Source organism: Pseudomonas sp. GL-RE-29, assembly GCF_019947275.1.
GTDB classification, from domain to species: Bacteria; Pseudomonadota; Gammaproteobacteria; order Pseudomonadales; family Pseudomonadaceae; genus Aquipseudomonas; species Aquipseudomonas fluorescens_A.
This window is the reverse complement of record NZ_JAGYGD010000009.1, coordinates 1-19,588: the sequence shown is the minus strand read 5'-3', so window position 1 is coordinate 19,588 and position 19,588 is coordinate 1. Positions and strand designations below refer to the sequence as shown.

General features: G+C 61.4%; 15 protein-coding genes. 2 read left to right on the top strand and 13 right to left on the bottom strand.

What is annotated here, in order from left to right; translation table 11 throughout:
* Positions 1–84 precede the first annotated feature (84 nt).
* From KGB21_RS09805 to KGB21_RS09750, 12 genes are all read right to left on the bottom strand, one after another.
* Positions 85–1,500 carry an aldehyde dehydrogenase family protein gene (locus KGB21_RS09805; protein WP_223504978.1) on the bottom strand — a complete coding sequence of 472 codons (1,416 nt, stop codon included), beginning with the start codon at positions 1,498–1,500 and terminating at the stop codon, positions 85–87.
* Positions 1,493–2,683 (bottom strand): pyridoxal phosphate-dependent aminotransferase, encoded by a 1,191-nt coding sequence (locus KGB21_RS09800; protein ID WP_223504976.1) that lies wholly within the window; start codon positions 2,681–2,683, stop codon positions 1,493–1,495. The genes KGB21_RS09805 and KGB21_RS09800 overlap by 8 nt, the downstream gene beginning before the upstream one ends.
* Positions 2,684–2,713: 30 nt before the next feature.
* Positions 2,714–4,321, bottom strand: a complete 1,608-nt coding sequence (locus KGB21_RS09795) for a 5-guanidino-2-oxopentanoate decarboxylase (RefSeq protein WP_223504974.1) — start codon at positions 4,319–4,321, stop codon at positions 2,714–2,716.
* A 10-nt stretch (positions 4,322–4,331) separates the two neighbouring features.
* Positions 4,332–6,431, bottom strand: a complete 2,100-nt coding sequence (locus KGB21_RS09790) for an acetate--CoA ligase family protein (protein WP_223504972.1) — start codon at positions 6,429–6,431, stop codon at positions 4,332–4,334.
* Positions 6,432–6,448: 17 nt separating this feature from the next.
* Positions 6,449–7,609 carry an acyl-CoA dehydrogenase family protein gene (locus KGB21_RS09785; RefSeq protein ID WP_223504970.1) on the bottom strand — a complete coding sequence of 387 codons (1,161 nt, stop codon included), beginning with the start codon at positions 7,607–7,609 and terminating at the stop codon, positions 6,449–6,451.
* Positions 7,610–7,653: 44 nt separating this feature from the next.
* Positions 7,654–8,445, bottom strand: coding sequence for an enoyl-CoA hydratase/isomerase family protein (locus KGB21_RS09780; RefSeq protein ID WP_223504968.1), 792 nt, complete (start codon positions 8,443–8,445; stop codon positions 7,654–7,656).
* 363 nt (positions 8,446–8,808) lie between these two features.
* Positions 8,809–10,221 carry an amino acid permease gene (locus KGB21_RS09775; protein WP_223504967.1) on the bottom strand — a complete coding sequence of 471 codons (1,413 nt, stop codon included), beginning with the start codon at positions 10,219–10,221 and terminating at the stop codon, positions 8,809–8,811.
* Between the two features lie 208 nt (positions 10,222–10,429).
* On the bottom strand, positions 10,430–12,691 hold the full coding sequence (locus KGB21_RS09770) for an ATP-binding protein (RefSeq protein WP_223504965.1): 2,262 nt from the start codon (positions 12,689–12,691) through the stop codon (positions 10,430–10,432).
* Positions 12,688–13,461 carry a substrate-binding periplasmic protein gene (locus tag KGB21_RS09765; protein ID WP_223504964.1) on the bottom strand — a complete coding sequence of 258 codons (774 nt, stop codon included), beginning with the start codon at positions 13,459–13,461 and terminating at the stop codon, positions 12,688–12,690. Before KGB21_RS09765 ends, KGB21_RS09770 begins: the two co-directional genes overlap by 4 nt.
* Before the next feature lie 5 nt (positions 13,462–13,466).
* Complete coding sequence (locus KGB21_RS09760) at positions 13,467–14,183, bottom strand: response regulator (RefSeq protein WP_223504962.1); 717 nt, start codon at positions 14,181–14,183, stop codon at positions 13,467–13,469.
* A gap of 92 nt (positions 14,184–14,275) precedes the next feature.
* Complete coding sequence (locus KGB21_RS09755) at positions 14,276–14,923, bottom strand: TetR family transcriptional regulator C-terminal domain-containing protein (RefSeq protein WP_034151160.1); 648 nt, start codon at positions 14,921–14,923, stop codon at positions 14,276–14,278.
* Between the two features lie 612 nt (positions 14,924–15,535).
* Complete coding sequence (locus tag KGB21_RS09750; RefSeq protein WP_034146415.1) at positions 15,536–16,321, bottom strand: class II aldolase/adducin family protein; 786 nt, start codon at positions 16,319–16,321, stop codon at positions 15,536–15,538.
* Between the two features lie 197 nt (positions 16,322–16,518).
* Here KGB21_RS09750 and KGB21_RS09745 point away from each other — a divergent pair, with 197 nt between their 5' ends.
* Both KGB21_RS09745 and KGB21_RS09740 read left to right on the top strand, forming a co-directional pair.
* A complete protein-coding gene (locus tag KGB21_RS09745; RefSeq protein ID WP_223504960.1) occupies positions 16,519–18,480 on the top strand; it encodes an FAD-dependent oxidoreductase in 1,962 nt (653 codons plus the stop codon).
* Between the two features lie 152 nt (positions 18,481–18,632).
* Entirely contained in the window at positions 18,633–19,229 is a 597-nt protein-coding gene (locus KGB21_RS09740; protein ID WP_223504958.1) for a cupin domain-containing protein, read from the top strand.
* Here the strand turns inward: KGB21_RS09740 and KGB21_RS09735 are convergent.
* The coding region (locus KGB21_RS09735) for a helix-turn-helix domain-containing protein (RefSeq protein WP_223504956.1) at positions 19,226–19,588 on the bottom strand (363 nt) is incomplete at its 5' end. The two genes, KGB21_RS09740 and KGB21_RS09735, sit on opposite strands and share 4 nt — an antisense overlap.

Genomic DNA, 19,588 nt, shown 5'->3' with positions numbered 1-19,588 from the left:
TGAAAACCTAAGGAAATACCCGTTCAAAACCACGCAAGACACCGGACCATGGCCCGGTGCGAACAACCTTTGAAGCGTTAACCGTCACACCTGGATCGCCTTCACTTCGACGAATTCGCTGAGCCCCTCTTCCCCCCATTCACGTCCATTGCCGGATTGTTTGTAGCCGCCGAACGGCGCCTGATAATTGAACGCCGCGCCGTTGAGGAAGCATTGGCCCGCGCGCAGTTGTCGCCCCAGTTGCAAGGCGCGCTCGGAATTGCCGGCCCAGACACCGCTGGACAGGCCGAATGGCGAGTCATTGGCGATCTGGATCGCTTGCGCCTCATCGTCATAGGGAATCAGGCACAGCACCGGGCCGAAGATTTCTTCCTGGGCGATGCGCATACGGTTGTCGACGTCGGCGAACAGCGTCGGGCTGACGTAAAAGCCGCGTTCGAAAGCCAGCGCCGAATCGCCGCCGCACAGCAGGCGTGCGCCTTCGGACTGACCCACACGAATGTAATCCTCTACCGTGCGGCGTTGCCCCACCGAACACATCGGGCCAAGGAAGCTTTGCGGATCGAGCGGATCGCCCATGCGCAGGCTCAGGGTTTCTTCCAGTGCGATATCCAGTGCTTCGGCATAACGGCTGGCCGGCAGCAACATGCGGGTCAACGCGGTGCAGGTCTGCCCGGAGTTGATCATCACGTCCTGCACGCCATAACGCACAGCGGCCGCCAGATCCGCGTCTTCGGCAATCAGCAGCGGCGACTTGCCGCCCAGTTCCAGGCACACGCGTTTCACTGACGGAGCCGCCGCTTGGGCGACGCGCACCCCGGCGCCGGTGGAACCGGTGAACGACACCATGTCCACGTCCGGGTGCCTGGCCAGCGCTTCGCCGACCTTCGAGCCCGGCCCGCTGACCAGGTTGAAGACCCCGGCCGGCAAGCCGATCGCTTCGATCATTTCGGCCAACAGGAACGCATGCAGTGGCGTTTCCTGACTCGGCTTGACCACCACCGTGCAACCCGCCGCCAAGGCTGGAGCGAGTTTGCCGATCAACTGATGCAACGGGTAGTTCCACGGGTTGATGAAGGCACAGACACCGACGGCCTCGCGGATCACCAGCGAGTTGCCGACTTCACGCACTTCGTCCATCAAACCGGCGAGTTCGACGTACTGCTCCAGGCCTATGATCGGCCCGTCCACTTGCACCGAACGGCACCACTGCACCGGCATGCCCAGTTCGGTGGTGATCACGGTGGCCATTTCATCGGCTCGGGATTTCAGTTGTTCGGCCAACGCGCGGATGAAACCGGCGCGCACGCTGGATGGCGTGCGTGACCATGAAGCAAAAGCCCTGCGCGCCGCGGCCACCGCGTTGTCGACATCGCGCTCATCGCCCAACGGCACGCTGCCGGCCACTTCTTCGGTGGCCGGGTTGATCACCTCAGCGATGCCCCTCCCCGACGGGACTTGCCAGCGGCCATCAATAAACAGTGCGGTGTGATTAAGCATGTACCTGAGCCTCCATCAATTCTTCGGCGCAACGGGCGATGCGCTGGCAGGCGTCACGCAGCGGCGCAGCCCCCACCACCAACCCGAGGCGAATGTGCCCAGCCGCGCTCGGACCAAAGGCCTCACCGGCCAATACCGAGACGCCGTGGCGATCAAGCAACCGATCGGCAAACGCCTGGGCGCTGAGCCCGGTTTCGCGGATATCGACCATCACGAACATGCCGCCATCGGGCTTCAACGCACGTACGCCGGGGATATCCGCCAGGCTCTCGCACACCAGGTCTCGGCGTTGGCGATAGGCTTCGCGCATGGCTTCCAGTTCCGGCAAATTGCTTTCCAGCGCCACCACGGCGGCGTCCTGAATAAAATCCGGCGAGCCGTACAACATGCACAGCGCGAGGTTTTCCAGGTGCGCGGACAGTGATGGCGGCGCCACCACCCAACCGACGCGCCAACCGGTCATGGCGTGGGATTTCGACAGGCTGTTGAGCGTCGCGGTGCGTTCAGCCATGCCCGGCAAACTCGCCGGGCTGACGTGTTCGCCGTCAAACAGCAGTTCGCTGTAGACCTCGTCGGAAATCAGCCACAGGTCCTGGGCGATGCACAGTTCGGCCAAGGCTTCCCAGGTGCTGCGCGACAGGCTCGCACCCGACGGGTTGTGCGGACTGTTCAGTGCCAGTGCGCGGGTACGCGGGGTGATGCGCGCAGCCACGTCTTCGGGCAGTACGCGAAAGCCGTTTTCCGAACGCACCGGCACTGGCACCACTTTGGCGCCGCACGCGCCGAATACCGCTTCGTAGGTGACGTACATCGGTTCGGCGACGATCACTTCATCGCCCGGATTGAGCACGCATTGCGCCACGCTGAACAGCGCGCATTGCGCACCAGCCAGCACCGTGACCTGATCGGCCGAAACCAATTGACCACTGCGTTGGCGGTGGCGCTTGGCGATGGCTTCACGCAGGGCACGCTTGCCGCGCACTTCGGCGTAGTGAGTGTTGCCGCTCAACAGGCTGTCGATGGCACCCTGGATGATCGGTTGCGGCGTGTCGAAGTCCGGGTCGCCCACCGACAGCAGCAAAATGTCGTGGCCCTGCTCGCGCAAGGCCAACGCGCGGTAGTGAATATCCCAGGCGGCAGCGCCGTCACCGGCAATACGTTGAGTCAGATCGGAAAAGCGCATGGCCCTATCCCCTGTAATGAAGGTTGAACGTCAGCGAACGCAGGCATGCTTGAGTTCGATCAGGGTGACGCCGTTGCGATTGAACCCGTGGCGCAGGTCGGTTTGCAGTTCCGCGAGGTTCTGTGGCTGCGTCACGGTGCAACCGAAGGCGCGACCCAGTGCAGCGAAATCCGGATTGCGCGGCAGCACGCCAATGGGCTCTATATCCAGGCCGATCATGTCGTCGCGAATCTGCCCCAAGGCGTCGTTGTTCCACAGCAACACCACCAGCGGACTGTCCAGTTCCTCGACCGCCGTCGCCAGTTCCTGCGCGGTGTAGAGGAAACCGCCATCGCCCACCAACACCAGGCCCGGCCGTTGCGGCGCGCCGAACTTGGCGCCGATCCCGGCCGGCAAGCCGTAGCCCAAAGTGCCGTAGCCGGTCGGGTGCAACCAGCTGCGGGTGGCCTGGCTGGCGAAGGCATAGTTGCCGGTGTAGGCCAGTTGGGTCATGTCGGTGCTGATGAATGCGTCGGCCGGCAGTTCGGCGGCGATGCGTTGCAGAATCGCTTGATGAATCGACTGCAACGGACCATGGCCCGACTGAATGGCGTCATGCAATGCGGCCACTTTGCCGATGGCGGCGCTGGCGTCACGCACATCCGATGACAGGCGATCCAGCAAGGCCGCCAGCGTCTGCTGCGCGTCACCGTGCAACGCCACGGCGCACGGGTAGAAGTCGTTGAACTTGCGCGGATCGATGTCCACCCGTAGCAGCTCGGCGTTGAGCGGCAAACGCTCGCGCCAGAAATCGGTGTCGGCCATTTCGGTGCCGACCGCCAGTACCACGTCGGCTTCGGCGATCAGGTTCCAGCCCGGCTCCACGCATAGCGACGAACCGGCGTTCAGCGGTGCGTCCGGTGGTAGCAAGCCTTTGCCGGCGACGCTGGTGAACAGGGGCGCTGCGAGTCGAGTACTGAGTTCTTGCAGCTCTGAAGCGGCATTAAGTGCGCCGCCGCCAGCAATGATCATTGGCCGTTTGGCGCCGTGCAGCTTGGCGACTGCCTGATCCAACTCGCTGACAGCAGGCGTGCCGCGACCGGGCCGGCGCACCACGTCGTTGCTCCAGTCGCGGGCGATCGGTGCCGACAGCACGTCCAGCGGCACCGAGATGTGCACCGGGCGCGGGCGCTCACTGTCGAACACCGCGTAGGCACGGGCGATCAGTTCCGGCAGGTCTTCAGCGGTCAGGGCCACGGCCGAGAACGCGGTGATCGGCGCGGTCATGGCGCGCTGATCCTGGCACTCGTGGAGGATGCCCCAACCCTTGCCGAGGCTGGCCGTGTGGTTGACGCTGGAAATCACCAGCATCGGAATCGAGTCAGCGTAAGCCTGGCCAATACCCGTGGCGGCGTTGGTCACGCCGGGGCCGGTGATGACGAAGCACACGCCGGGTTTGCCGCTGACCCGCGCATAACCGTCGGCCATGAAACTGGCGCCCTGCTCATGACGGGTCAGCACGTGGCGGATACCGCTGCCGGGCAAGCCGCGATACAACTCAAGGGTGTGCACGCCGGGAATGCCGAACACGGTATCGACGCCGTAATTGGCCAGCAGGCGCACCAGCGCCTGGCCACCGGTCAAGGGTTTACTTTGCATGTTCAGTTCCTCATTCATGGCCGAGGCGAATCAACGCATCGACCGCCGTCGTGCCATTGGCACCGACCAACAATGGGTTCACATCGAGTTCGAGCAACTGCGCGGCGTTTTCGCAGGCGTAGTCGGCCACGGCGCGGATTGCCGCTACCAACGCATCCAGATCCGCCGCCTCGCGACCGCGAAAACCTTGCAATAACGGAGCGCTGCGCAGGCTCAGCAGCGCGTTGCGAATGGCGCCGTCGGTGGTCGGCAGCAGCAGGCTGCGACTGTCCTTGAGCAACTCGACCAGAATGCCGCCCGCACCAATCACCAGGGCCAGGCCGAAATCGTTTTCGCGCTTGATGCCGACAATCAGTTCGGCCAGCGGTGGCTTGGCCATCGGTTCCAGCAGCAATTGATCGAAAGACACGTCGGGCGCATACGCGGCAATGCTCGTGCGCATTTTTTCCAGGGCAGCACTGAGTGCCGCGCCGTTCTTGAGGTTCAGGGCCACGGCGCCCGCTTCAGTCTTGTGTGGCAGTTGCGCGCTGACGGCTTTGAGGACCAGCGGATAACCCAGTGCTTGAGCATCCTGCAGCGCGTTGTCCGGCGTACTCAGTTTGCCGTTGGGGGTTGGCAGGCCAAACGCACGCAAGGCCTGCTTGGAATCCCATTCGTTGAGCAACTGACCTTCACCTTCGAGCGCTTGCGGGCACAGCGGCACCAAGGCCGATTCGCCCAGCGCCAACAAGGCCTGACGGTTGCGCTGATAATCGGCAATGCGGCCCCAGGCCGCCAAACCGTCTTCGACGCCTTGCAAGGCCGCCACGCCTTGAGCATGCAGACGCTCACGGGCGTGGGCCGGCAACAGTTCCGGGAACGCTGACGTGACGAAGCCGGTCTTGCCATGACGCTCCAGCGCCTTGCAGTACAGGTCCAGCAGCAGGTCGCATTCCTTGCGCTCGCCGGTGAATTCCGCCGGGTAATCGAGTACCAGCATCGCCGCATCGGCTTCAGTGCGCAGGGCGCTGTCGAGCATGCGGTCCAAGGCTTCAGCGTCGCCCCAAATCGCGGTGGTGAAATCCAGCGGATTGACCAGGTTGGCGTAGCTCGGCAGCACCTGGGCCAGTTCGCCGACTTGTCCATCGTCGAGCTTTGGCAGGCTCAAGTCATTGCGTTCGGCGTAGTCGGCAATCAACCCGGCATCACCACCGGAACAGGCCAGTGCGATCAAGCTGTTGCCGGCTGGAAGATTTCCACACGCCGCGGCTTTCAAGGTTTCGACAAAGCTCACCGGGCCACTGACGCGAATTACACCGAGCCGATCAAACAACGCGTCGTACAACGCATCGGAACCGGACAGCGAGCTGGTGTGACTCAACGCCAGTTCAGCGCCGATCTGCGACACGCCGGTTTTCAGGGCAATGATCGGAATGCCCTTCTCCAGCGCCTTGTGTGCGGCTCGGGCGAAACCCGGGACATTTTTCAGGCCTTCAAGGTGCAGGCCGATGGCGGTAACCCGTGGCTCGTCGAGCAACACGTCCATCAATTCGGCCACGCCCAGTTGCGCCTGATTGCCCACCGAAGCCATGTAGGCCACCGGCAGCGAGCGGTCGCTCATGGACAGGTTGTAGGCGAAGTTGCCGCTCTGGGTCAGCACCGCGACGCCCTTCTCCACCGCTTTGCCGCCGTGGGCCACCGGCCACAGCGCGGAGCTGTGCAGGTAGTCGAGCAGGCCATAACAGTTGGGGCCGAGCAGCGCCATGTCGCCGGCCACTTCAAGCAGTTGCTGTTGCAGGGCCTGGCCTTCGGCGCCGGTTTCAGCGAACCCCGAGGCGTAGCAAATGGCGCCGCCGGTGCCGATGGCAGCGAGTTCGGCGACACAGGTCAGGGTCAGGTCACGGTTGGTCGCGATGAACACCGCGTCCGGCCCGCACGGCAGTTCGGCAATGCTGCGTACGCAGGGCACGCCTTCAAGGCTGTCGTGCTGCGGATTGACCAGCCACATTTGTCCAAGGTAACCGCCCTCGGCACAGCGCTTGAGCGCGCGGGCCATGCTGCGGCCACCGACAAACGCGACGTGGCGTGGCGCGAGCATGCGTTTGAGGTTGTCACGAATCGACTGCGACATAGGAGTTCTCCGGGCAATCAGCGCAACAGCGGCCGCAGCAATTCACGGGAAATGATGTGACGCTGGATTTCCGAGGTGCCTTCCCAGACCCGCTCGATCCGCGCGTTACGCCAGATGCGTTCCACCGGACTTTCATCCATCAGGCCCATGCCGCCGAAGATCTGCACGGCCTCGTCCGCCGCTCTACCCAACACTTCACTGGCGAACAGCTTGGCCATGCCGGCCTCGCCATCGGTCATGGTGCCCTGATCCATTTTCCAAGCGGTGTGCAGCGTCAGCAGCTCCGCCGCGCGGATTTGCGTGGCCATGTCGGCGAGCTTGAACGACACACCCTGAAAGTTGCCGATGGCCTGACCAAACTGTTTGCGGTCCGCCGCCCATTGCAGCGAGCAATCGAGTGCGCGTTGCGCCTGACCGACACAGTTGGCGGCGACCATCACTCGGCCGGCAGTCAGCCAGGCGTTGGCCACTTCCCAACCCTTGCCTACTTCGCCGAGCACTTTGGAGGCCGGGACGCGGCAGTCGTCGAAAAACATTTCGAAGGTGTGGTAGCCACGGTTACTCACGCACTTCGGCCCACGGCGAATGGTCATGCCCGGCGTGTTGCGGTCGACCAGGAACGAAGTCACGGCGTTACGTTTGCGGCCGTTGTGTTCGTAGGTGTCGGTCACGGCGAAGACAATGGCGAAATCGGCGTGACCGGCGTGGCTGATGAAGTGCTTGCTGCCGTTGAGCACAAAGTCATCGCCCTCACGTACGGCGCGGGTCTTGATCGCATTGGCATCGGAACCGGCGCCCGGTTCGGTCAGCGCGAAGCAGTCGATCTTTTCACCCTGGATGCATGGCAACAGGTAGTCGTTGATCTGGTCGCCGGTGCAGGCCATGAGGATTTTCGAAGGCCGCGCGACAAACACGTGCAGTGCCCATGACACTTTCGACAACTCACGCTCGATCAGCGCCTGGGACAAGTAGTCCAGGCCACCACCGCCCACCTCTTCCGGCATGTTGAAGGCATAGAAACCGGCGGCAATTGCCTTGCCGCGAATCTGCGCGGCCAGTTCCGGGGAGACTTCGTCGGCGCGATCGACCTCGGTTTCATAGGGCAGCAGTTCCTTCTCGACGAAGCTGCGTACCGAGTCCACCAACATTTCTTGTTCTTGGGTCAGTTGGAAATTCATGGGTGTTACCTGTGTTCGTGTGCGGATAGAGGTTTTGCCGGGGCTTAGCGACCGATAAAACGTGCCGGGCGTTTTTCCATGGCGGCGCGCAAGGCTTCGATGCCGTCTTCGCTGCGACCGCACAACAGGCCGGCGGCCAGTTCCGCTTGCAGTTGCTCGGGCAAGCTGCGGTCTGCGCCTTCGCGCATGAGTTTTTTGGTCTGGGCAAAGGCAAAGGTCGGGCCGGCGGCCAGGCGTGCGGCGAGTTCGCCGGCGACACTCAACAATTGATCGTCGGCGCAAACGTCGCCAACCAGGCCGGCGTCCAATGCGCGGTCGGCGCCCCACAATTCGTCGAGGAACAACAGACGCTTGGCTTGTTCGCTGCCGATCAGCCGTGGCAGATGCCAACTGGCGCCGGCGTCCGGCGAATAGGCCATGCTGGTGTAACCGGCCTTGAACCGCGCCGATTGCGCGGCGATGCGCAGGTCGCAGCACAGGGTCAGGTCCATCCCGGCGCCGACAGCGGTACCGTTGATGGCGGCGATGGTCGGTTTGTCCAGGCCGTGCAGGCGCGTCATCAGGGCGTGGGCGGTTTCGGTCCAGCCGTAGGTTTCCAGTGCGCCACGGGCTTCGGCTTCGGCCCATTCAGCCAGGTCGGCACCGGCGCAGAAGCTGCGGCCGCTGCCAGTCAACGCCACCACGCGCACCGCAGGATCGGCGTTGAACGCGTCGAGCAAGGCGTGAAGATTTTTCAGCGTCGGGATGTCCAGCGCATTGCGCTGAGCGGTGCGATTAAGGGTGATCCAGGCAACGCCTGCTTCGACCTGGCTGAGCAGAGAATCGTGAGTAGTCATGCGGGTCCTCGAATTATTTTGGTTGTCTTGAGGTGATGCGACTTGCGGCCATACTAAACGAGTGTTCAGTAAGGCGGCAATTGGGGAATAAATGAGCTGTAACAAGCTACATAATTCGATAACACGTTGGTTTTATTGAATTATTTGACTGATTTAGGTTTGGCGACGGATTGGCTGTTACAACTTCGAACAAACGCCAACATTCGAATCGTAGGAGCCGGCTTGCTGGCGATAGTGATCTCGCGGGCGCCATCGCCAGCAAGCCGGCTCCTACAGAGGCTGCGATCTTTTGATCTTGTCGATTTTTCGCAGGCATAAAAAAACGCGACAGTCACCTGCCGCGTTTTCTCTTTGCATTGGCGTTTAAGCAGTCGGCAAGCTCGGCGCCAACTCGACCTCACGCTTGCGATGGAACAGGAAGTACGCGCCATAGCACAGCGCAATAAACCCGAAGCCCCAGTACAGCGATGGCCGTTGGGTTTCATCCAGCGCCAGGAACACGAACAACGAGCAGCACAGGGTGATGCACATCAGCGGCAACACCGGGAACCACGGCGCGCGATATTTCAGATCGCTGAGTTTGCCGCCATCGCGCAAGTAGGCCTTGCGGAATTTGTACTGCGCCAATGCGATGACAATCCAAGTCACCGTGCCGGACATGCCGCTCACCGCCATCAGCACCATGAACAAGGTGTCCGCAGCGACGAAACTGGTCATCAGCGACACCAAGGCGAAGCACAAGGTGATGCTCAAGGCGCGCAACGGCACGCCGCGCTTGCTCAGTGGCGAAAGGCTCTTCGGCGCCATGCCGGTTTTCGACATCGCCCAGAGGATGCGGGTCGAGGCGTACAGGCCGGAATTGCCCACCGACAGAATCGCCGTGAGGATCACAAAGTTCATCAGGTCAGCGGCAAACGGGATGCCGACCATGTCGAACACCTGCACGAACGGACTTTCCATCAGGCCCGCTTGCTGCCACGGCACGATGGCCGACAGCACGATGATCGCGAGCACATAGAAAATCAGCACGCGGAACACCACGTTGCGCACGGCACGCGGGATGCTTTTTTCCGGTTGATCGGTCTCGCCGGCCGCCACGCCCATGATCTCGCAGCCCTGGAAGGCGTAGACCACGGTCATCATCACCGCGAACACGGCGGACAGGCCGTTGGGGAACAACGAGTCGCCGATCAGGTTGGTCATCATCGGCGCCGGTGCGCCGCTGGTCAGCGGGATTGCGCCGAAGATCACCAGCACACCGACCACGATAAACCCGAGAATCGCCGCAACCTTGATCCCGGAAAACCAGTATTCCGCCTCACCGAAAGCACGGGTCGCCATCGCGTTGATGCCGAACAGCACCACCACGAACAGCGCCGACCAATACCAGATTGGCACCGCCGGAAACCAACGCGTCATCAGCATGCCCGCGGCGGTGAATTCCAGGCCCACGGTGGTGGCCCAGCTCATCCAGTAAACCCAACCAATCATGAAGCCAGTGGCCGGGCCGATGAATTTGGTGGCGTGGGTCTGGAACGAACCGGACACCGGCATTTGCACCGACAGTTCGCCGAGGCAAACCATTACCAGGTACATCAGGAACCCGGCCACCAGATAGGCCAGAATCGCCCCCACCGGACCGCCCTGATTAATGGTGACGCCGGAGCCCATGAACAGGCCAGTACCAATCACCCCACCCAGCGACAGCATGAAAATGTGCCGGCTCTTCAGGGCCCGGGTCAGTTGGATGCCTTTACGGTCGATGTTTTCGCTCATGTCGGCACCTCAGCAGTCGGTGAGGTGAGCAGCGCATGACAGGTCGTCACGGCGCAGGGAAGGATCAGCTTTACGGCAATTCATTATTATTATCTCCAATAAGCTTCGAAGACCGCGTTGCGGCGGTTGCGTCGATTATTGGAAAGCCATGTAAGGTCACGTTGTACGTAAAGATCGAAATTGTAGAAAGTCGTAACAAAACTGTACGTCAGCTCTGCAACAGGCCTTTGAGGGTGTGCAGCGAGCGATTTATTTGCGCTTGAACGGACGGCAGCAACGAGCGGATAGCCGATTCATCGTTGAGTAACGCCGCCGCTTCCACCGATCGCAACACCGACGCCAATGCACGAAACCCCAGCGAATCGCTGCTGCCGGCCAAGCGATGCGCCAGTTGTGCGACTTCAGTGTAATCGTCGGCTTCAATGGCTTCGCTCAGTGCGTCACGGTGTTGCAGGATCGAGTCGCGCAACACCGCCAGCAGCCCCTGCACTTTTTGCTCGCCAAGCAAGGTGCGATGGGTTTGCAGCAGCGGCCAGTCCACCGCTTCGTCGCCCGGCTCCAACTCGGCGGCAGTCGCCTGCCCCGCCAGCACTTGGCGCAGATTTTCCAGCTTCAGCGGTTTGGCCAGGATGCCATCCATACCCGCGTCCAGATACCCGCGCACGAGCGCCGGTTGCACGCTGGCGGTCAGGGCAAAGATCCGCGTTTGCTGGTTCGGCCCGTCATGGTTGCGGATGTGTTTGCACAACTCGACGCCACTCATGCCCGGCAAATGCACATCCAGCAGAATCAGATCGAAGGCCCGCACAGCGCATTGCGCCAACGCTTGTTCAGCGTCTTCAACCATCCACACCTGATGCCCGTCCCGTTGTAGCAGGCCCTCGGCCACTTCGCGATTGAGCGCCACGTCTTCAACCACCAGAATGTCCAGCGCCGGCCCCGCCATACGCACCGGCGCCACCTCAACGGCGCCGCTGGCCGGCTGCAACGTCAGTTCGAACCAGAAACAACTGCCGCGCCCCACTTCACTGCTGACGCCGATGCTGCCGCCCATCTTCTGCACCAGATGCTTGCAGATCGCCAAACCCAAACCCGTGCCGCCAAAGCGCTGTGCGACTTCTTCACTGGCCTGGGTAAAACGTTCGAAGATCTTTGCCTGCATGGCCGGCGCGATGCCGATGCCATTGTCCGTGATACTCACCCGTAAACATTGGCTGTCCTGAACTTCCTCCTGCGTGAGCAGTGCCACTTCGACGCTGACTTCCCCGCCCTCGGTGAACTTGATCGCGTTGGCCAATAGGTTGCTCAACACCTGCCGCAAGAATTGCTCGGCGCCATGGTGATGCCCGGCCACTCGCTGATCGACCCGACAAAGCAGGATCGTGTCGTTGTCCAGTGCCTTGGGTTCCAGCAGCGTGAGAACCTCATCGAGCAACTGACGCAGCGAAAAATCAACCGGCTCCGGCTGACTGACGCCCTCCTCCAGTTTGGCGAAATACAACACTTCATTGAGGATCGAGAGCAAGCCTTCGCCGGCCTTGTGCAGGGCGTCCAGGCGTTTACTGTCTTGTCGGTCCAGGCTCGCACCGCGCAATAACTCGGCCATGCCGAGGATGCCATTGAGCGGCGTGCGCAATTCATGGCTCATGGTTGCCAAGAACCGCGACTTGGCCTGGTTCGCCGCTTCCGCTTCATCCTTGGCGCGCATCAGGCTGGCGGTGCGGCGCTCGACCATGCGCACCAATTCATCGCGGTTGTCCTGCAAGGCCAGGCGATCGGTTTCCCGGCGGTCGATATCGCTGAGGATCGCCCGACGCATGTCGTCGAGGGCGTGGGCCACGGTGTCGATTTCGTCCTGAAAGACGCCACGACGCTTCTCCAGGCGCAACGGCTCGTGCCATTCACCGGCGGCGATGCGTCGGGCAAAGTCGGCCATGACTTGCAGGTGACGGGTGACCAAACGGTAAAACAACCCGGAGAGCGCCACTGCCAGGCCACAGAGGAAAACGCTCATCCACAGCAGGCTGGTCAACCCCGTGGTGTACAGGCGCTGATACACCGCGCCCAGATCGGTGCTGACTTCCAGCTCGCCCAGATGCCGCAACGGACCGGACGGCGGTTGGTAGTCCAAGGCGAATCGCTCGATGCGTAAAGGGCCGACCGGGTCCGGATTACCCTGCAGCAGGTCAAAATCAGGGCTGGTCAAGTGCACCCGCGCCACGTCGGAAAAATCCACCAGACCACGCAACTGAACATTCAATTGCTCCTGGTTCAGATCCCATAGACTGCGCTCCAGGCTCGCCAGATACCCGGCGCGGATCAGCTCCATGCGCGAATCGATCTCGCGCATTTCCCGACGATACTCGATGTACAACTGCACGGTGCTGGCGAGCACGGTGAAGCACAGGCTGAACAACAGAATGAACAGCAGCAGACGCCGCAACAGTCCACCGGGGCGAGCGCGGATCATGGCGCGTTCGCCGGCAGGTTGATCATGTCGCGGTAGGTGACTTCGCTTTCATTGAGCAGGCGCTCGATGTCGCCGGCATCGACCATGCGCTGCAATTGCGCATTGATTTCCGGCATTCGGGTGGCCAGTGGCGAAAGGCGCGACACCGCCACCCGTAGATAGTCCACGCTCAATGCCTTGGGCAGCGCCACGATGTCTTGCGCGCCTGCCAGGCTTTCAATGTACAACTGCCCTGTGCGACGTTCCTGGGTGATGAAATCGATGCGCCCGCGAATCAGCTTGCCGAAGTTCTGGCGGCTGTCGGAAACCCATTCGATGTTGTTGTGTTGCGCGACCATGCGATCGAACTCCACGCCATAGCTTTCCCCAAACAGCAGTCCACCACGGTACTTGGCCAGGTCTTCAAGACGTTCGAACTGCACCGGATGCTGGCGATTGATGAACAGCGCAACCTCTTCGCGCAAGACCGGCACCGTGGAAAACAACATGCTCTGTTCCCGTTGCGCGCTGCTGTAGGCCAACACCACATCGACCCGACCTTCGGCCGCGTCAAGCAGGCAACGCTTCCAGTTGCCCAGCACCACGATCTCGACGTCGTAGCCCAGTTCGCCGAACAGTTTTTGCACCACACTGGGCGCCAGGCCACGCACCTGCTTGCCGTCGCTCCAGGATATCGGTGGGTACACCGGATAGTCGCAATAGCGGACCTTTTCTGCCGCCGAGGTGCTGCCCGCCAGCAGCACCAACATCAGCCAGAGCCATCGCCCCACAATCGTCACGCCGCCAGGCTGGCGGTGAACAGGTAACCGGCGCCGTGAATGGTGATGATCAACTGCGGCTCGGCCGGGTCGTCGTGTAACTTGCGGCGCAAGCGGCCCACCAGGACGTCGATGGAGCGGTCGTTAGGCACCCATTCGCGGTTGCGGATCTGGTCCATCAACTGGTCGCGACTGAGGGTGTGGCCGCTGTTGCGCAGGAACACGCTGAGCAACTGGTATTCGCCGTGGGTCAGCAGGGTCTCGCTACCGTCGGGATCAATCAGGCGGCGACGGTCAGTGTCCAGCGCCCAACCGGCAAACTGTTTGACCGGTTTGGAGACAGCTGCGACCGGTTGCGGTGTCTGCGCGTGACGAACCCGGCGGATCAGGTTTTTCGCCCGGGACACCAGTTCGCGTGGGTTGAGGGGTTTGATCACGTAGTCATCGGCGCCGCATTCGAGGCCGACGATGCGGTCGATTTCATCGTTGCGTCCGGTGATCAGGATGATTCCGACTTCGGAACGAACGCGCAGTTCGCGAGTAAGGGTCAGGCCGTCCTTGCCCGGCAAGCGGATATCGAGCATGACCAGATCCACAATCTGGCTCGCCAGGAAGCTTTCGGCCAGTTCCGCCGTGGCGGCACAATGCACCTCGTAGCCTTCCTGGGACAAATAGGCCTGCAACAGTTCACGAATCAGCGGATCGTCATCGACGATCAGTACCCGAGGCGTCATTACTTGGAGTCCTGCAAATGCCCGAAGGCGCATTTCTTATTAGAGTGTTTTGCTGCGTCAGCGCCAGAGAGTAGCCACTGTTGAACGGGTGATCAACAGCTGCTCGTCTGCACGCAAAAGCGCTGCCGCCCACCGGCCTGCAAACCGTCGACCCAGGCCTCGCAAATCTGCATGCCCTGTTCCGGAGTGAATGTGCCGGGGTTGAGTCCGGACTCCAGCCACAAACCATCAAGCAAGGCGCTGAGGCTAATGGCGGCGAGATCGGCGTCGAAGTTTTCCCAGCCCTCCTCCTGTGCCAGTTCCGTCAGCACTTTGCGCAAGATGCCGCGGTACTCGCCATAGGAATGATCGTGCGCCTGGTTGATCGCCTCGGCAGTTTTCACCGCGCCCCAGAACGCCAGCCAGGCATCGATCAGTTGCGGATCGAGCAATTCGGCGGAGAACGAACCGCGGAAAAACGCAGAAAGACGTTCCCGGGCGTTCGGTGCGGCTTGTTCCATGGCGTCGCGCAGCAGCGTCATGACCCGCCCGGTGATTGCCATGTAAGCCTCGGCGACCAGTTCGTCCTTGCCGGAATAGTGATGGCTGATCAGCCCCACCGAAACGCCGGCTTCGGCGGATATCTTGCGGATCGACGCCCCCTGGAAACCGTGGCGTTTGAGGCACACCAACGTCGCTTCGATCAGATTGGCCTTGCGCAACTCCGGTTCCATGCGGGAAAAACGGGCTTCCTGATTCATCGGCGACTCGCTCCTGGATTCGATCATGGGGCTCGCGTTGTGCCGGCGAGCTGAACGACTGTACAGCAAGAACGTGGCGAGGCGTAAGCCTGAGAACCGCGGCGCCTGCATCGCGAGCAGGCTCGCTCCCACAGGATTCGCGTACATCCGCTAACCCCGTAGGAGCTGGCTTGCCAGCGATGGCGTCGTCACATCCAACATCCCTGTCGCCTGATACACCGCTATCGCTAGCAAGCCAGCTCCTACAGTATTTCGGTCGTTCGCAGACCTCGCATACACCCACCTAACCCTGTAGGAGCTGGCTTGCCAGCGATGGCGTCGTCACATCCAACATCCCTGTCGCCTGACACACTGCCATCGCGAGCAAGCTTGCTCCTACAGTATTTTCGGTCGTTCGCAGACCTCGCATACACCCACCTAACCCTGTAGGAGCTGGCTTGCCAGCGATGGCGTCGTCACATCCAAAATCCCTGGCGCCTGATACACCGCCATCGCGAGCAAGCTTGCTCCTACAGTATTTTCGGTCGTCCTCCGAGTCTGTGTACACCCATCACCCCTTGTGGGAGCTGGCTTGCCAGCGATGGGGCCGGCCCCTTCAATGCAAGGCTACAGTCAGTCCCGATACCCCGGCGCCACCCTCTCCAGCAATCGCAACATCGCAGCCCACGCCAACTGCATGGCATCCGGGTCGCTCAACTCACCCTCATCCAGCGGCCGCCCCGGATCGTTGAACTGGCGCTCGGTATGCGCACACACCTCATGCGATGGCAGCACCAGTTCCCCGGCAGCTTGCGCGGCCAGTTGAATTTCACACGCCTTCTCCAGGTAATACATGCGCAAAAACGCCTGGCTCACGGTTTCGCCAACCGTCAGCAAACCATGATTGCGCAGCATCAGCACCGGTTTGTCGCCCAAATCCCGGACCAGTCGCTGTTGCTCGCTCATGTCCAGCGCCACGCCTTCATAGTCGTGGTAAGCGACCCGACCGTAGAACTCCATGGAAATCTGATTCACCGGCAACAACCCGCACTTCAATGCCGCCACCGCGCAACCGGATTTGGTGTGGGTGTGCAACACGCATTGGGCGTCTTCACGGGCGCCGTGAATAGCACTGTGAATCACGAAACCGGCCGGGTTGACCGGATATGGTGAAGCCTCCACGGCGTGGCCATTGAGGTCGATCTTGACCAGATTGGACGCGGTTATTTCATCAAACATCAGCCCGTAAGGGTTGATCAGGAAATGATGCTCCGGCCCCGGAATACGCACCGAGATGTGGGTAAAAATCAAATCGGTCATACGGAAATGCGCAATCAAGCGATAACAGGCCGCCAGTTCTTCACGCAGACGCTGTTCTGCCGCGCTGCGTGCAGTCAGGTGGGTGGCGATCTCGTTCATTGTTGTGATTCTCCAGGCTGATCGGCTGCGCAGACAGTAAGGCTGACACGTCAAATCGTCCAGCCAGCGAATCACGCTAGCGCAAGCGGAAGTAAAGAAACAAGTTGATTTTTTACTGAAGGTAAATTTCTATAGAACAATAATAACAACGCCGAAACCCGGTCTTTCGGCTTCAGCCCGCCCGGAGTACCCGTCCCATGCCGAGCCCGACCCCAGCCTTTGCCCACCTGTTCGAACCGTTGCAGATCCGTGGCAAGCGCCTGAAAAACCGCATCATGTCCAGCGGTCACGACACTTCGATGCCCACCGACAACCTGGTCAACGAGCAACTGATCGCCTATCACCAGGCGCGTGCCGTAGGCGGTGTCGGGCTGATCGTGTTGCAAGTGGCCGGCGTGCATGACAGTGCGCGTTATACCTCCCACGTGCTGATGGCCACCGACGACGCCTGCATCGAGGGTTACCGTAAAATCGCGCAAACCTGTCATGCCCACGGCACCGTCGTGCTGTCTCAAGTGTTCCATCCAGGGCGGGAAATCATGGAGTCCAGCGATGGCCTGCTGGCGGTGGCCTACTCTGCGTCGGCGGTGCCCAACGAGCGATTCCGGGTGATGCCGCGCGCGCTGGATCAGGCGATGATCGACGAGATCGTTGGCGGTTATGCCGCTGCCGCCCGACGCTTGCATCAGGCCGGCATCGATGGCGTCGAAGTGGTCGCCAGCCACGGCTACTTGCCGGCGCAATTCATCAATCCGAGGGTCAACCGCCGCACCGATGGCTACAACGGCGAACTGGAACAGCGCTTGCGTTTCCTGCGTGAAATCATCGCCGCCATCCGGGACGCGACCGATGAGCAATTCATCATCGGCCTGCGCATTTCCGCCGATGAACGCGATCCCGAAGGCCTGACCGAAGACGAGTCCCTGGCCGCCGTGCAATCGCTGCAACCACACCTGGATTACGTGCACATCGTCGCCGGCACCTCGGCCTCGCTCGGCGGTGCCGTGCACATCGTGCCGCCGATGGCGATCGAAGCGGCGTATCTGGCCAAGGAGGCTGGCACCTTCAAGGCCGGCTTGAACATTCCATTGTTTGTCACCGGACGCATCAACCAACCGCAAGAAGCCGAACTGATGCTCGCCCGAGGTCAGGCCGATGTGTGTGGCATGACCCGCGCCTTGATCTGCGATCCGCAAATGCCCAACAAGACCGATACCGGCCGAGTCGAAGACGTGCGCGCCTGCATTGCCTGCAATCAGGCGTGCATCGGGCACTTCCACAAAGGCTTGCCGATTTCCTGCATCCAGCACCCGGAAACCGGTCGTGAGCTGACTTTCGGCGAGCGTCAACCGACGACCCATCGCAAGCGCATCATGATTGCCGGCGGTGGCCCAGCGGGAATGAAAGCCGCTGCCGTCGCCGCGCAACGTGGCCACGACGTGACGCTGTACGAAGCCAGCTCACAACTCGGCGGCCAGGTGCAGCTGGCGCAACTGCTGCCGCGCCGTAGCGAATTCGGCGGCGCCAGTACCAACCTGCAACGGGAAATGGAATTGGCCGGCGTGCGCGTGGTGCGCAATACCCGAGTCGACCGCGCCCTGGTCGAACGGGAGAAACCGGACATGGTGATCGTCGCAACGGGTGCCGAACCTTACTGGCCGCACTTCGAACGCGGTGGCGAATTGCAGGTGGTGGATGCCTGGCAAGTCCTGCGCGATGAAGTACAGATCGGCCGTTCAGTGGTGGTGGTCGACTGGCGCTGCGACTGGATCGGCCCCGGTATCGCCGAACGCCTGACTCGCGCCGGGCATCAGGTGCAACTGGCGGTCAACGGCACCCATTGCGGGGAAAACCTGCCGCTGTACGTGCGCGATCAACTGGCTGGCGAGCTGCACAAACTCGCCATTGCGATCACGCCTTACGCGCGGTTGTACGGTTGCGACGACAACACGGTCTACCTGCAACACACTGCCAGCGGCGAGCCGATGCTGCTGGAAAATATCGATACGCTGGTGTTGTGTCAGGGGCATCAGCCGGTGGATACCCTGGGCGCTGAGTTGCAAGGTCTGGTGGAATTTCGGCGCATTGGCGATTGCCTGGCACCGCGCACCGCTGAAGAAGCGATTTATGAAGGACTGAAAGTCGCGTGGGAGCTTTAAGCCTGTTTATACTCCGGGCCTTCACATCCCCCCTGTAGGAGCTGCCGCAGGCTGCGATCTTTTGATTTTGATTTTTTAAAAACAGGTCAAAAGATCGCAGCCTTCGGCAGCTCCTACAGGGGTTTAGCGCAGCCACCGGTTTGGAACTGACCATGAGCAACAACAGCAAGACACAGCCCAAAACCGGCGCCGCCGAACCGCACTTTCTCGGCACGCGGATACGCGGCCTGCGCAAACGCCGGGGCATGACCCTGGCGGAACTGGCGCAACAGAGCGAACTCACCGCCGGCTACATCAGCCAACTGGAGCGCAACCTCGCCTATCCGTCGATTCCGGCGCTGTTCAACATCGCCCGCAGCCTCGGCGTGACCATCCAGTGGTTCTTCGCCAGCGAAGCGGTCACCGCTCCCGAAGACGACGGCATTGTCGTGCGCAAGAACAGTCGTCTTAGCGTGCATTACGAAGACGGCATCATCGACCAGTTGCTGACCCCACAACCCAACCAGCAGCTGGAAATGCTCCATTCGCGTTTCCCGCCCGGCACCTACAGCCAGCAAAGCTACAGCCACGAAGGCGAAGAAGCCGGGTACCTGCTTTCAGGGAGTTTCGAATTGTGGGTGGGCGAGCGTTACTTTCAGCTCAACGAAGGCGACAGTTTCAGCTTTTCCAGCCAGGAGCCGCATCGTTACGGCAACCCCGGCGATGTCGATGCCGTCGTGATCTGGGTGATTACCCCGCCGACCTTCTAACGGCGCCCGCGGCCATTTGGTTGCGCGGCGCTCACGCGTTTCAAGGTGTCGCTCGGCAACTCCTTGAACAGCGCGCGGTAGCTGCTGGAAAACCGCCCCAAATGCCAGAACGACCAATGCATCGCCACCTCGGCGACGGTGGTTTGCGTCGGTGTGCTGCTGAGCAATTCACGACGGGCACTGTTGAGGCGACGCAAACGCAGCCATTGGGTCGGCGCCATGCCGGTGTAGGTTTTGAAGGCGTGTTGCAATTGGCGCAGTGACACCCCGGCGACCTGGGACAGCTCCAGCAAATTCAAGTGTTCTTCCGGCGTATCCGCCGCCCATTCCCCCACCCGTTTCATGATCGCCCGTTCCCC